Genomic DNA, 12,825 nt, shown 5'->3' with positions numbered 1-12,825 from the left:
ATGTCAGAAGACGGACTGGGCTACATGACCGAAGAGCGTCGCATGATTCGCGACGCCGCACGCGACTTCACCATGCGAGAGGTGCTGCCGGTTGCCAACCGGCTCGACGGGCCCGACGGCGAGATCCCGATGGACCTGCGCCAGAAGCTGGCCGACATGGGTTACTTCGGCATCATGATCCCCGAGGAATACGGCGGCATGGGGCTGGGCTACTTCGAGTACTGCCTCATCTGCGAGCAACTGGCGCGCGGCTGGATGTCGGTGGCGTCCATCGTGGCCCGCGCCCAGGGGGGATGGATCAAGTCGGCCATGCCGGAGGAGATGCGTGCGCGCTACCTGCCCCGCGTCGTGCGCGGCGAGTTCCTCAACGCCAGCGCCCTGAGCGAGCCCGACACCGGCTCCGACCTGGCCTCGATCTCGTGCCGCGCGGTGCGCGACGGCAACGAGTGGGTGCTCACCGGCAACAAGTACTGGTGCACCTTTGCCGATGGCGCCGACTACCTCACGCTCTTTGCGCGCACCTCGCCGCCGCCGAGTTCGGACAAGCGCTACCTGGGCATCTCGTGCTTCCTGATCGAGAAGGAGCGCGGCTGCTTTCCCAAGGGCATGACGGGCTCTTCCATCCCGAAGATCGGCTATTTCGGCTGGAAGACCTTCGAGCTCGCGCTCGACGGGTTGCGCGTGCCGGCCGAAGGGCTGATCGGCGAGGAGGGCAAGGCATTCCACCTGATGACCAAGGGCCTCGAAGGCGCACGCGCACACACGGCGGCCCGCGCCATCGGCCTCGCGCAAGGCGCACTGGAAGACGCCATTGCCTATGCGGGCGAACGCAAGCAGTTCGGCATGCCGATTGCGGAATACCAGGCGATCCGTTTCAAGATCGCGACCATGGCGACCGAGATCGAGGCGGCACGTCAGCTGATGTACTACGTGTGCGGCCAGATCGACAGCGGCAGGCGTTGCGACAAGGAGGCGTCGATGGTCAAGTACTTCGCCTCCGAGATGGCCGAGCGCGTGACGTCCGAGGCCATGCAGATCTTCGGCGGCGCGGGCTACACCAAGCTGTTTGCGGTGGAGCGCTACTGGCGCGACGCACGCCTGACCAAGATCTTCGAGGGCACGTCGGAGATCCAGCAACGCATCATCTCGACGCACCTGCTGGGCAAGTCGGAAGTGGAAGCCATGATCGCGGGGCGCGCCTTCGAGAAGCTGCAAGCCGCCAAGGGAGGGGCCACGGCATGAAGACGTCGGAACTCACCAGCACGGACAACTACTTCGAAGACTTCGAAGTGGGCGCTTTGATCCGGCACGCCCGCGGCAAGACCGTGACCGAGATGGACAACGTGCTCATCACCAACATGGTCATGAACACGGCCGAGGGCCACTTCAACGAGCATGCGATGAAGCGCGATGCGCGCGGCATCTTTTCGCAGCGCGTGGTGTTCGGCGGCATCAACCTGTCGATGGTGCTCGGGCTGGCGGCGCAGGACACGGCCGAACAGTGCCTGCGCGAACTGACGCTGGACAAGATCCGCCTGTCGAACCCGGTCTTCCATGGCGACACGCTGTACGCCTTCAGCGAAGTGCTCGAACGCAGCGACGCCGACCAGCCCGACGCCGGCATCGTGCGCTTCCGGCACTACGGCATCAACCAGGACGACAAGCTCTGCGTCGAGGCCGAGCGGACCGTGCTGCTCAAGCGCAAGAGCCACTGGGCAGGCAAGTAATGCGTACGCATACTGCGGCGCCCGCCCGATGCGCGACGGGGGCCCTCGAAGGCCTCGTCGTGCTGGACCTGACGCAGATGCTCGCGGGCCCGTACGCCACGATGATGCTGGCCGACCAGGGCGCACACGTCGTGAAGATCGAGCCGCCGGGTGGCGACCTCACGCGCCGCACCGGCCCGCACCTCGAAGGCGCCAGGCGGATCGACGAACAAGGCTTCGGCAGCTACTTCGCCTCGATCAACCGCAACAAGGATTCGCTGGTCCTCGACCTGAAGCATCCCGCCGGCAAGGCCGCGCTGTTGCGGCTCGTGCGGCAGGCCGATGTGCTCGTCGAGAACTACCGTTCGGGCGTGATGGAGCGGCTGGGCCTGGGCTACGAGACGCTGGCGCAGGAGAACCCGCGCCTCGTGTATGCGGCGCTGCGCGGCTTCGGCGACGCACGCAGCGGCGAGAGTCCATACGCCGACTGGCCCGCCTACGACCCGGTGGCCCAGGCGATGGGCGGCATCATGGGCATCACTGGCGCCGTGCCGGGCGGCGCCCCCACGAAGATCGGGCCCGGCGTGGGCGACATCGTGCCCGCCATGTACCTGGCCTACGGCATTGCCGCGGCCTGCTGGCGCACGCAGCGCACCGGCCAGGGCCAGTTCCTGGACGTGGCAATGGTCGATGCCGTGCTCGCGGTCTGCGAGCGGCTGGTGTTCCAGCACAGCGCCACCAGTGCCATACCGGGGCCCGAGGGCAACGGCCATCCGCTGCTGTGTCCCTTCGGGCTCTTTCCCGCGAAGGACGGCCATGTGAGCCTGGGCGTGCCCAATGACCGCTTCTGGGTGCCCCTCGTGCAACGCATGGGCCAGCCGGAACTCGCGGCGGACCCGCGCTATGCGACCAACGAGGCGCGCGTCAAGCACAAGGCGAGCGTCGAAGAAATCGTCGGCAGCTGGACTGCGCGCCACACCAAGGCCGAGCTCTCGGCGTTGCTGGGCGGCGAGATTCCGTTCGGCCCCGTCTTCGATGCGGCCGACATCTTCGACGACCCGCACTTCCGCGCACGCCAGATGCTGGTCGATGTCGAGCAGCCCGGCGCCTCCCGCCCGCTCACGGTGGCCGGCACGCCGGTGCGTATGAGCGGCACCCCGGGCGGCGTTCGCCGCCGCGCGCCCCTCACCGGCGAACACACCGACGAGACGCTGCGGACCTTCGGCTTCAGCAGCGAAGACATCGCGGCGTTGCACGCCGAGCACGTCATCCAGTAACCCCTTCCCTCTTTTTGATCTCCCAAGGAAAACCCATGCAAGAAAGACCCAGGCGGCTGCGCCGTTGCCAGTTGTCCGTTCCCGGCTCCAGCGAAAAGATGATGCAGAAGGCCGCCGGCATGGACGTCGATTTCGTCTTCCTCGACCTCGAAGATGCGGTCGCGCCCTCCGAGAAGCGACCCGCACGCGCCAAGATCGTGCAAGCACTGAACACGCTCGACTGGGGACGCACCACGCGCTGCGTGCGCATCAACGACCTGACCACCGAGTACGCCTACGAGGACATCATCGAGGTCGTAGAAGGTGCGCGCGAGAACCTCGACATGATCATGCTGCCCAAGGCCATGAGTGCGGCCGACGTGCAGTTTGTCGACAAGCTGCTCACCATGATGGAAAAGAAGCTCGGCCTGAAGAAGCGCATCGGCATCGATGTGCTGATCGAAGAAGTCGAAGCCATGATGCAGGTCGAGGAGATCGCCGCATCGACGCCGCGGCTCGAGTGCCTGATCTTCGGCATGGGCGACTACTCGGCGAGCCAGGGCGTCTCGATCCGCGACATCGGGGGCCCGAGCGGCTACCCCGGCGACATCTGGAGCTACCAGCGTCACAAGCTCACGATCGCGGCGCGTGCGAACCGCATCGATGCGGTCGACGGGCCCTTCGCCGACTTCAAGGAACCGGAGTCCTTCCGCGAAGAGTGCCGCAGGTCCATGATCCTCGGCATGGTCGGCAAGTGGGCGATCCACCCCTCGCAGGTGGAGATTGCGCAGGCCACCTTCTCGCCGGCCGCCGCCGACGTGGCGCGCGCGCGAGAAATGATCCAGGCTTATGACGCGGCACTGGCGCAAGGGCTGGGCGCCGTCCAGTACGGCGGAAAGATGATCGACATCGCCTCGGTCCGCATCGTGAAGAACCTGGTCGACCGCGCGGACCAGATCGGCATGTAGCCCCGCCCCCTGGGCCGCAGGGCCGGCACACCCGATCCCCCACAAATGACGGAGACAAACATGACAACGAGCATCGAATCGACATTGGCCCCCGAGGCTGCGCAACGCCGCCGCCTTCTGGGCACCGGGCTGGGCCTGCTGGGTGCCGGATGGCTTCCGGGCCTGGCGCGTGCGCAGGACTGGCCCTCGCGGCCCATCAAGATCATCGCGGCGCAGGCGCCGGGTTCCTCGAACGACGCGACCGCACGCGCGCTCGCCGAATACATGACGGGCCGGCTCGGCGTTCCCGTGGTCGTGGAGAACCGCCCCGGCGCCATCGGCATGATCGCGGCGGACGCAGTGGCGCGCTCCGCACCGGACGGCTACACCTTGCTGATCACGCTGCACAGCCAACTGGCACAGGCACCCGTGCTGCTCAAGAAGGTGCCGCTCGACACCACCAAAGACCTGACGCCGATCGCTGCGTTCAGCACCGGCACGTCGCCCATGGTCGTCAAGAAAGACCTGCCGGTGAAGAACTTCAAGGAGCTGATCGAGCTGGCGCGCAAGCGGCCGGTGAGCGTCGGCAACTACGGCATCGGCTCGGGCTGGCAACTGATGATGAGCCAGCTGGCCAAGCAGACCGGCGCCAAGTTCGACCTCGTCAACTACAAGGGAACGGGGCCGATGGTGTTCGACCTGATGGCAGGCAACATCGACATCGGTGCCGGCTCGATGGCCGGCATGGCCGCCGGCATCCAGCGCGGGGCGTTCCGGCCGATCCTGGTGATCTCGGGCGATCGTTCGGAGCGGCTGCTCCCGGGCATTCCGACCTGGGCCGACGAAGGCTTCACGGGACCGGCATTCGAAAACCTCAAGGAATGCAACATGGTGCTGGGCCCGGCCAACCTGCCCAAGGAGGTGGTGCGGCGGCTCGCCGAGGTGGCCCACGATTCGGCGACGAAATCGGAGCCTGTGAAGACCGTGCTCACCCAGCTGGGCGTGGAGAGCCCGCCATGGACCGGCGTCGAACTGCAGAAGTTCATCCAGCAGACGTGGCCCACGTACCAGAAGATGACGCGCGAGCTGGGGCTGATGGTCGAATAACAAGATGGCCTCGGCTCCGGGGCCATCTGGCGCGTTGGCTGCCCGGCGATCGAGCGGCGCGCACTACGCCCGCAGGATCTTCTCGATCGCCTTGCCCTTGGCCAGCTCGTCGACCAGCTTGTCCAGGTAGCGGATCTTCTGCATCAGCGGGTCTTCGACTTCCTCGACGCGCACGCCGCACACCACGCCCTTGATCAGCGCGCGGTTCGGGTGCAGCGCCGGGGCCTGCGCGAAGAAGGTCCTGAAATCGTTCTGCTGGTCGACCTGCTGCTGCAGCCCCGCGGCGTCGTAGCCGGTGAGCCAGCAGATGACCTCGTCGACCTCTTCCTTCGTGCGCTGCTTGCGCTCCGCTTTCTGGACGTACATGGGGTACACCTTGGCGAACGGCATCGCGAAAATCCGGTGCTCTGACATCGTCATGTCTCCTTCATGTCGATCGGAATGATTCTGACGGCGCTCTGCCGCTACCAGAACCGAGCCATGAAGCCGATGGTCTTCTCGAACAGGCGATCCGAAAACACCGTGCTCACGGCAATGCACGCCCCACCCACGAGGCCGATCAGGATCCCGATCGGCTCACCCCAGTGGTGCAGCAAATAGCCGACCGCAGCAACGAGTGCGCCGAAGGCGAGAAAGAAGAGTCGACCTTTCCAATCTGCCATTCGAATCCTTTCCGTGTTCGCTTGAGCGAAAAATGGCGCCCGAGAAGCGCCGCGTCCCTCACCCCTTCCCGCCCCGAGCTGTCTTCTTCGCCACCACAGTCTTGCGCGCCGGCTTCATCGCAGGCGCCTCGCGCGCCGACTTCATGTGCCCGCTCTCCCCCGAGGTCATGCCCACGATCTTCGCGAGCTGGCGGCTCACGCTCACGTAGGCGTGCCCGAGGCGGCTGTCGAAGTACAGCGAGTCGCCGCGCGCCAGGCGCACCACCTCGCCGTTGTCGAAATACACGTCGATCTCGCCCGACAGCACGTAGGCAAACTCTTCGCCCGTGTGGCGCACGAAGTCCTCGGGGCCGTTGATGCGGCGCGCGTGCACGGTGCCGACGATGGGGCTCATCTGCTTGCCGGCGGCGGTGGTGCCCAGGAACTCGTAGGCGATGGCCAGCCCCTTGTAGACCACGCCCTTGCCCGCGCGCGTGACGACCGGGCCGTCGAGCTGCTCGGGCTTGACGCCGGCGCCCGCGAACATGGCGTTCATGTCCATCTCGAGCGCGCGGCCCAGCGCGGTGAAGTTCTCGTAGCCGAGCGCGAGCTGGCCGCGCTCGGCGCGCGAGATGGTGGTGATCGACACGCCGGAGCGCTCGGCCAGTTGCGCCAGCGTCCAGCCGAAACGCTTGCGCGCGGTGCGCAGGCGATGGCCGAAAGTGGTGCGGTCCAGCGTGGGCGGCTCTTCCTTCGGCTTCGCCCCGCCCCGGTTCCCTGTGTGTGGAGTCACGCTTGGCTTTCTCTAGGTATGCCGGGCGATTCTGCCAGCCCCGCGCCCGGCCGGCCACGCACGGCGCGACAGCCCCGGCATGCGTTTTGCGTATGCGCAAATTGCGTGTACGCAAATTTCACCTAGGTGGTGCACCCATGGTTTCCCCTTGGTTGGCGCAAATCAATTTGCGTATCCGCAAATTTCTACCTACACTTTTCGGCGATGACAACAAGCACAACCACTCCCGTCGTGGCCGACTACCTCGTGATCGGCGGCGGCATCGCCGGGGCTTCGGTGGCCCACTGGCTCGCCCCGCATGCCCGCGTGATCCTGCTCGAACGCGAAGCCCAGCCGGGCTACCACTCCACCGGCCGTTCGGCCGCGCTCTTCATGGAGAGCTACGGCACGCCGCAGGTGCGCGCCCTCACCATGGCCAGCCGCGCCTTCCTCGAACACCCGCCCGAAGGCTTTGCCGAGCACCCGCTGCTCACGCCGCGCGGCGCGATGATGGTCGCGGGCACCGAGCACCTGCACGAGCTCGAAGCGCACTGGGAACTGCTGCGCGCCATGGACGTCGGCGCCCAGCGCCTCGATGGCGAGCAGGCGCGCGAGATGGTGCCGGCGCTGCGCCCCGAGCAGGTGGCCGGCGCGGTGTACGAACCCGACGCCTCCGACATGGACGTGCACGCCATCCACCAGGGCTACCTGCGCGGCATGCGCCAGGCCGGCGGCAAGCTGGTGTGCGATGCCGAGGTCACGGCCATGGACCGCGTGGGCGAATGCTGGCGCGTGACGGCGGGTGGCACGGTGTACGAGGCGCCCGTGGTGCTCAACGCGGCGGGCGCGTGGGTCGACACGATCGCGCAGCTGGCGGGCGTGCGCCCGCTGGGCATCGAGCCGCGCCGCCGCTCGGCCTTCATCTTCGCGCCGCCCGAGGGCCAGAGCGTGGCGCACTGGCCGATGGTCTTCGCCGCCGACGAGGGCTGGTACATCAAGCCCGACGCGGGCATGTTGCTCGGTTCGCCGGCCAACGCCGACCCGGTCGAGCCGCAGGACGTGCAGCCCGAAGAGATGGACATCGCCATCGCCATGCACCGCATCGAGGAAGCGACCACGCTCGCCATCCGCCGCCCCACGCGCACCTGGGCCGGCCTGCGCTCCTTCGTGGCCGACGGCGACCTGGTGGGCGGCTTCGCGCCCGACGCGCCCGGCTTCTTCTGGGTCGCGGCGCAAGGCGGCTACGGCATCCAGACCTCGGCCGCCATGGGCGAGGCCTGCGCCGCGCTGGCACGCGGCCTGCCGCTGCCCGAGCGCATCGCGGGCTTCGGGCTCACGGCCGAGATGCTCGGCCCGCAGCGCCTGCGCACGGCCGGCTGATCCGCGTTCCCTCCCCCACCAATCTTCCCCACGAGAAATCACCATGCGTGTCTTCAGTGCCTCCCTCGCCACCGAAACCAACACCTTCGGCCCGATGCCGACCGGCATCGCCTCCTTCAAGGACCGCGGCTACTTTCCCGCCGGCCAGCATCCCGATGCGCTGACGATCTACTCGGGCCCGCTGTGGGCCGCGCGCATCCGCGGCAAGGAAAAGGGCTGGACGCTGCTCGAAGGCATGGTGGCGGGCGCGCAGCCCAGCGGCATCACCACGCGCCACGCCTACGAAACCCTGCGCGACGAAATGCTGAACGACCTGCGCGCCGCGCTGCCGGTCGACATGGTGCTGCTCGGCCTGCACGGCGCGATGGTGGCCGACGGCTACGACGACTGCGAAGGCGACATGCTGGCGCGCGTGCGCCAGATCGTCGGCCCTGACGTGGTGATCGGCGCCGAGCTCGATCCGCACAACCACCTCACGCCCGCCATGGTGGACAACGCCAACGTGATGGTCTCCTTCAAGGAGTACCCGCACACCGACGTGCTCGAACGCGGGCTGGAGCTGGTCGACATCTGCGCCGCGGCCGTCGAGGGCAAGGTGAAGCCGGTGGTCGCGATGGTCGACTGCGACATCATCGTCACCGTCCACACCTCGCGCGAGCCGGCGCGCAGCTTCGTGCAGCGCATGCAGGCGCTCGAAGGCAAGGACGGCGTGCTCTCGGTCTCGCTCACGCACGGCTTCTCGTGGGGCGACGTGCCCGAGATGGGCACCAAGGTGCTGGTCTACACCGATGGCGACCAGGCCAAGGCGAATGCACTGGCACGCCAGCTGGCCGATGAAGTCATCGGCATGCGCGACGGCCTCACGGTCAACTACCCGAGCATCGACGACTCGCTCGACGAAGCGCTCGCCTTCGACGGCGGCCCCGTGGTGCTGGCCGACGGCGCCGACAACCCCGGCGGCGGCGCGGCGAGCGACTCCACCTTCATCCTGCGCCGCATGCTGGAGCGCGGCATCACCAACGCCGCGCTCGGCCCGATGTGGGACCCGATCGCCGTGCGCATCGCCTTCGACGCCGGCGTGGGCGCCAGGCTGCAGATGCGCATCGGCGGCAAGATCAGCCCGCTGTCCGGCGACCCGCTGGACCTCGAATGCACCGTGAAGGCGCTGCAGGAAGACCTGGTGATGACGGGCCTGTCGAACACGCCCACCGCCATGGGCGACTGCGCGCTGGTCGAGGTGAACGGCATCGAGATCGTGCTGATCACGCGGCGCAACCAGGCCATGGGCACCGACCTGTTCACGCAGCTGGGCTGCGACCTGGCGGCCAAGAAGATCGTCGTGGTCAAGTCGTCGCAGCACTTCTACGCGTCGTACTCGCAGGTGGCCAAGCACGTGATCTACGCCGGCGCACCGGGCGCCGTGACGCTCGACCTCACCACCCTGCCGTACCGCAAGGCTCGCCTGCCGAAGTGGCCCATCGGCGTCGCCGCCTGAACTCCCTCTTCTTCTTTTTTGTTTCGCCCCACCGACCGGAGAACCGACGATGACCCGACGAACGCTTGCTGCCCTCGCTGCCCTGGCCCTTTCGGCCGCCAGCCTTCCCGCGCTCGCCCAGACGCCGCCCAAGACACTCAAGGTGGTGGCGCACGCCGACCTGAAGATCCTCGACCCGACCTTCACCACGGCCTACATCTCGCGCAACTTCGGCCACATGGTGTACGACACGCTGTTCGCGCAGGACGCCACCGGCAAGCCGCAGCCGCAGATGGTCGAGAAGTACACGACCTCCAAGGACGGCAAGCAGTGGAGCTTCACGCTGCGCCCCGGCCTGAAGTTCTCCGACGGCGCCGCCGTGACCTCGGCCGACGCCGTGGCCTCGCTGCAGCGCTGGGCGGCGCGCGACAGCCTGGGCCGCGCCATGACGGCCGTCGGCGCCGAGTGGAAGGCGACCGACGCGCGCAACTTCACACTCACGCTCAACGAGCCCTTCGGCATGGTGCTCGACGCGCTGGCCAAGCCCTCGGGCTTTCCGCCTGTGATCCTGCCCGAGCGCATCGCCAAGCTGCCGGCCACCGCGCCCCTCACCGAGGTCGTCGGCTCGGGGCCCTTCATCTTCAAGCGTGACGAATGGGTGCCGGGCAACAAGACGGTGTTCGTGCGCAACCCGAACTACGTGGCGCGCAGCGAGCCGCCGAGCGGCCTGGCCGGCAGCAAGAAGACCAGTCTCGACCGCGTCGAATGGCTCTACCTGCCCGACGCCAACAGCGCGATCTCGGCGCTCAAGCGCGGCGAGGTCGACTACATCGAGCAGCTGGCGCCCGACTACATCGCACCGCTGCGCACCGACAGCAACATCAAGATCGGCTCCGGCGGCGCCTACCAGGGCTTCCTGGTGATGAACCAGCTGCACCCGCCCTTCGACAACCCGAAGGTGCGCCAGGCGCTGCTGCAGGCCGTGAACCAGGAACGCTTCGTCGCGGCCATGGGCTTCCCGCTGGACATGCGTATGGCCTACTGCGCCACCTGGTTCATCTGCGGCAGCCCCAACGACACCTCGGCCGGCGCGGAGCCCTTCCGCAAGGCCGACGTCGCCAAGGCGAAGAAGATGCTCGCCGACGCCGGCTACAAGGGCGAGAAGGTGGTGCTGATGGTGCCCAGCGACGTGCCCTACCTCAACGCCGAGGCGCTGATGGCCGCGCAGACCATGAAGAGCATCGGCCTGAACGTCGATGCGCAGACCATGGACTGGGCCTCGATCGGTGCGCGCCGCGCCAAGCGCGATGCAGCTGACGCCGGCGGCTGGAACATGTACGTCACCGTGGCCGGCGAGTTCGACGTGAACTCGCCCATCAGCAACGCCTACCTGGGCGCGGCCTGCGGCAACACGCTGCCCGGCTGGCCCTGCGACAAGAAACTCGACGAGCTGCGCACCGCCTGGCTGAAGGAAACCGTGCCGGCCAAGCGCAAGGAACTGCTCGACGCCTTCCAGTCGCGCGCCTACGAGGCCGTGCCGTACATCAACGCGGGCCAGTACTCGGCCGCGTTCGCGGCGCGCGCCAGCATCAAGGGGCTGGACAAGATGTGGGCCGGCATGCCCACCGTCTGGGTGCTCGACAAGTAAGCCACGCGCACCGCCATGGGCTACATCGTTCGACGCTTTCTTTCCACGCTGCCGGTGATGGCGGTGGTGGCCGTGGTGGTGTTCCTGCTGATCCACCTGTCGCCCGGCGACCCGGCCGCGCTCATCGCGGGCGACCTCGCCACCACCGAGGACATCGACAAGCTGCGCGCCGCGCTCGGCCTGAACCTGCCGCTGTGGCAGCAGTTCGGGCTGTGGATCGGCAAGATCTTCACGGGCGACCTGGGCACCTCGATCTTCACGCAGGTGCCGGTGACGCAGCTGCTCGGCCAGCGGCTGGAGCCCACGGTGTCGATCGCGGCGCTGACCATGCTCATCACGCTGGTGACGGCCGTGCCGCTGGGCACGCTCGCGGCCTACTGCGCGGGCACCTGGATCGACCGGCTCGTGATGCTGTTCGCGGTGCTGGCCTTCTCGGTGCCGGTGTTCCTCGTGGGCTACCTGCTGGTCTACACCTTCGCGGTGCAGCTGCCGTGGTTTCCGGTGCAGGGCTACGTGAACTTCTCCGAAGGCCCCGGCGCCTGGCTGCGCGCGCTGGTGCTGCCCTGCGTGAACCTGGCGCTGGTGTACATCGCGCTGGTGACGCGCATGACGCGCGCCACCGTGCTCGAGGTGCTGCACGAGGACTACATCCGCACCGCGCGCGCCAAGGGCCTGGGCGTGCTGCCGGTGCTGGGCCATGCGCTGCGCAACGCGGCCATTCCCATCGCCACCACCATCGGCGCGGGCATTGCGCTGCTCATCGGCGGCGTGGTGGTCACCGAGACGGTGTTCGCCATTCCGGGCGTGGGCCGGCTGGTCATCGATTCGGTGCAGCGCCACGACTACCCGGTGATCCAGAGCGTGCTGCTGCTGTCGGCGGGGGTGTACGTGCTGATCAACCTCCTGATCGATTTGAGCTACCGCCTGTTCGATCCGCGCATCCAGTACTAGAACAAAGAACGAGCCCCACGACGCCATGTCCACTGCCCTGCCCTTGCGTGAGGTCGATGCGCCGGTGCCTGCCGATGCCGCAGCCTCTGCCGAAGACGCCCCTTTCGTACCGCCGCGCTGGCGCTGGGTGCGCAAGCACCCGACGCTGATCGTCGGCGCGCTTCTGCTCCTCGCGGTGGCCGCGCTGTCCATCGCCGCCCCCTGGATCGCCACCCACGACCCGCAGGACATCGACCCGCTGGCGCGCATGCAGCCGGCCTCGGCCGAGCACTGGTTCGGCACCGACGCGCTGGGCCGCGACGTGTTCAGCCGCGCCGTGTGGGGCGGTCGCGTGTCGATGATCGTCGGCGCCTCGGTGGCCGTGCTCGCCACCTTCTTCGGCATCGCGCTGGGCCTGGTGTCGGGCTTCGTGCGCTGGGCCGACGGCCCGATCATGCGGGTGATGGACGGGCTCATGGCCATCCCCGGCATCCTGCTGGCCATTGCGCTCATGGCGGTGACGCGCGCCAGCCTCACCACCGTGATCATCGCCATCACCGTGCCCGAGATTCCGCGCGTGGTGCGGCTGGTGCGCTCGCTGGCACTCACCCTGCGCGAGCAGCTGTTCGTGGAGGCCGCGCACGCGGTCGGCACGCGGCTGCCGGTGATCCTCGTTCGGCACGTGCTGCCGAACATCGTGGCGCCGCTGGTGGTGCAGGCCACCTTCGTGGCCGCCGCCGCGGTGCTCACCGAGGCCGCGCTGTCCTTCCTCGGCGTGGGCGTGCCTTCGCAGACGCCGAGCTGGGGCAACATGATGGCCGAGGGCCGCAACTTCGTGACCGTGGCGTTCCACATCATCCTGTACCCGGGCCTGCTGCTGGCGGCCACGGTGCTGGCCATCAACCTGCTCGGCGACGGCCTGCGCGATGCGCTCGACCCGCGCCTGGCGCGGCAGCTGTGATGA

General features: G+C 67.9%; 13 protein-coding genes. 10 read left to right on the top strand and 3 right to left on the bottom strand.

Annotated features, from left to right (window positions below; all coding sequences use genetic code 11):
* Genes AC1RAD_RS08425 through AC1RAD_RS08405 form a run of 5 tightly spaced genes read left to right on the top strand, consistent with a single transcriptional unit; the run spans position 1 to position 5,016 of the window.
* Positions 1–1,242: an acyl-CoA dehydrogenase family protein gene (locus AC1RAD_RS08425; RefSeq protein ID WP_492734494.1), complete on the top strand. Its 1,242-nt coding sequence runs from the start codon at positions 1–3 to the stop codon at positions 1,240–1,242.
* Positions 1,239–1,727, top strand: a complete 489-nt coding sequence (locus AC1RAD_RS08420) for a MaoC family dehydratase (RefSeq protein WP_492734493.1) — start codon at positions 1,239–1,241, stop codon at positions 1,725–1,727. Before AC1RAD_RS08425 ends, AC1RAD_RS08420 begins: the two co-directional genes overlap by 4 nt.
* The gene (locus tag AC1RAD_RS08415; RefSeq protein WP_492734492.1) at positions 1,727–2,983 is read left to right on the top strand and encodes a CaiB/BaiF CoA transferase family protein; all 1,257 of its coding nucleotides are present in this window, start codon (positions 1,727–1,729) and stop codon (positions 2,981–2,983) included. The genes AC1RAD_RS08420 and AC1RAD_RS08415 overlap by 1 nt, the downstream gene beginning before the upstream one ends.
* 35 nt (positions 2,984–3,018) lie before the next feature.
* Positions 3,019–3,930 (top strand): HpcH/HpaI aldolase/citrate lyase family protein, encoded by a 912-nt coding sequence (locus tag AC1RAD_RS08410; RefSeq protein ID WP_492734491.1) that lies wholly within the window; start codon positions 3,019–3,021, stop codon positions 3,928–3,930.
* A gap of 60 nt (positions 3,931–3,990) precedes the next feature.
* Positions 3,991–5,016: a Bug family tripartite tricarboxylate transporter substrate binding protein gene (locus AC1RAD_RS08405; RefSeq protein ID WP_492734490.1), complete on the top strand. Its 1,026-nt coding sequence runs from the start codon at positions 3,991–3,993 to the stop codon at positions 5,014–5,016.
* A gap of 63 nt (positions 5,017–5,079) precedes the next feature.
* On the opposite strand, the gene AC1RAD_RS08400 is transcribed toward AC1RAD_RS08405, so the two are convergent.
* Genes AC1RAD_RS08400 through AC1RAD_RS08390 form a run of 3 tightly spaced genes read right to left on the bottom strand, consistent with a single transcriptional unit; the run spans position 5,080 to position 6,450 of the window.
* Positions 5,080–5,430, bottom strand: a complete 351-nt coding sequence (locus AC1RAD_RS08400) for a DUF2200 domain-containing protein (protein WP_492734489.1) — start codon at positions 5,428–5,430, stop codon at positions 5,080–5,082.
* Positions 5,431–5,480: 50 nt separating this feature from the next.
* The gene (locus AC1RAD_RS08395) at positions 5,481–5,678 is read right to left on the bottom strand and encodes a hypothetical protein (RefSeq protein ID WP_492734488.1); all 198 of its coding nucleotides are present in this window, start codon (positions 5,676–5,678) and stop codon (positions 5,481–5,483) included.
* Positions 5,679–5,736: 58 nt separating this feature from the next.
* Complete coding sequence (locus AC1RAD_RS08390; RefSeq protein ID WP_307637379.1) at positions 5,737–6,450, bottom strand: helix-turn-helix domain-containing protein; 714 nt, start codon at positions 6,448–6,450, stop codon at positions 5,737–5,739.
* A gap of 204 nt (positions 6,451–6,654) precedes the next feature.
* Between AC1RAD_RS08390 and AC1RAD_RS08385 the strand changes: the two genes are divergently transcribed.
* From AC1RAD_RS08385 to AC1RAD_RS08365, 5 genes are read left to right on the top strand one after another with little or no spacing between them, the layout of a single operon-like run.
* Positions 6,655–7,809: an NAD(P)/FAD-dependent oxidoreductase gene (locus AC1RAD_RS08385; protein WP_492734486.1), complete on the top strand. Its 1,155-nt coding sequence runs from the start codon at positions 6,655–6,657 to the stop codon at positions 7,807–7,809.
* 43 nt (positions 7,810–7,852) lie between these two features.
* Positions 7,853–9,304 (top strand): M81 family metallopeptidase, encoded by a 1,452-nt coding sequence (locus AC1RAD_RS08380; RefSeq protein WP_492734485.1) that lies wholly within the window; start codon positions 7,853–7,855, stop codon positions 9,302–9,304.
* Positions 9,305–9,353: 49 nt separating this feature from the next.
* The gene (locus tag AC1RAD_RS08375; RefSeq protein WP_492734484.1) at positions 9,354–10,931 is read left to right on the top strand and encodes an ABC transporter substrate-binding protein; all 1,578 of its coding nucleotides are present in this window, start codon (positions 9,354–9,356) and stop codon (positions 10,929–10,931) included.
* A 15-nt stretch (positions 10,932–10,946) separates the two neighbouring features.
* The gene (locus AC1RAD_RS08370; RefSeq protein WP_056574393.1) at positions 10,947–11,882 is read left to right on the top strand and encodes an ABC transporter permease; all 936 of its coding nucleotides are present in this window, start codon (positions 10,947–10,949) and stop codon (positions 11,880–11,882) included.
* Positions 11,883–11,907: 25 nt separating this feature from the next.
* Entirely contained in the window at positions 11,908–12,822 is a 915-nt protein-coding gene (locus AC1RAD_RS08365; RefSeq protein ID WP_492734483.1) for an ABC transporter permease, read from the top strand.
* Positions 12,823–12,825: the final 3 nt, after the last annotated feature.

This window comes from Variovorax sp. GW823-FHT04B03 (genome assembly GCF_058796495.1).
The sequence above is the reverse complement of the archived record's forward strand: the minus strand, read 5'-3'. Positions and strand labels throughout refer to the sequence as shown.

What these genes read in the sequence shown, in the direction of transcription:
- AC1RAD_RS08425 (WP_492734494.1), top strand. Translation starts at nt 1, where the DNA reads ATGTCAGAAGACGGACTGGGCTACATGACCGAAGAGCGTCGCATGATT.
- AC1RAD_RS08420 (WP_492734493.1), top strand. Translation starts at nt 1,239, where the DNA reads ATGAAGACGTCGGAACTCACCAGCACGGACAACTACTTCGAAGACTTC.
- AC1RAD_RS08415 (WP_492734492.1), top strand. Translation starts at nt 1,727, where the DNA reads ATGCGTACGCATACTGCGGCGCCCGCCCGATGCGCGACGGGGGCCCTC.
- AC1RAD_RS08410 (WP_492734491.1), top strand. Translation starts at nt 3,019, where the DNA reads ATGCAAGAAAGACCCAGGCGGCTGCGCCGTTGCCAGTTGTCCGTTCCC.
- AC1RAD_RS08405 (WP_492734490.1), top strand. Translation starts at nt 3,991, where the DNA reads ATGACAACGAGCATCGAATCGACATTGGCCCCCGAGGCTGCGCAACGC.
- AC1RAD_RS08400 (WP_492734489.1), bottom strand. Translation starts at nt 5,430, where the DNA reads ATGTCAGAGCACCGGATTTTCGCGATGCCGTTCGCCAAGGTGTACCCC.
- AC1RAD_RS08395 (WP_492734488.1), bottom strand. Translation starts at nt 5,678, where the DNA reads ATGGCAGATTGGAAAGGTCGACTCTTCTTTCTCGCCTTCGGCGCACTC.
- AC1RAD_RS08385 (WP_492734486.1), top strand. Translation starts at nt 6,655, where the DNA reads ATGACAACAAGCACAACCACTCCCGTCGTGGCCGACTACCTCGTGATC.
- AC1RAD_RS08380 (WP_492734485.1), top strand. Translation starts at nt 7,853, where the DNA reads ATGCGTGTCTTCAGTGCCTCCCTCGCCACCGAAACCAACACCTTCGGC.
- AC1RAD_RS08375 (WP_492734484.1), top strand. Translation starts at nt 9,354, where the DNA reads ATGACCCGACGAACGCTTGCTGCCCTCGCTGCCCTGGCCCTTTCGGCC.
- AC1RAD_RS08370 (WP_056574393.1), top strand. Translation starts at nt 10,947, where the DNA reads ATGGGCTACATCGTTCGACGCTTTCTTTCCACGCTGCCGGTGATGGCG.
- AC1RAD_RS08365 (WP_492734483.1), top strand. Translation starts at nt 11,908, where the DNA reads ATGTCCACTGCCCTGCCCTTGCGTGAGGTCGATGCGCCGGTGCCTGCC.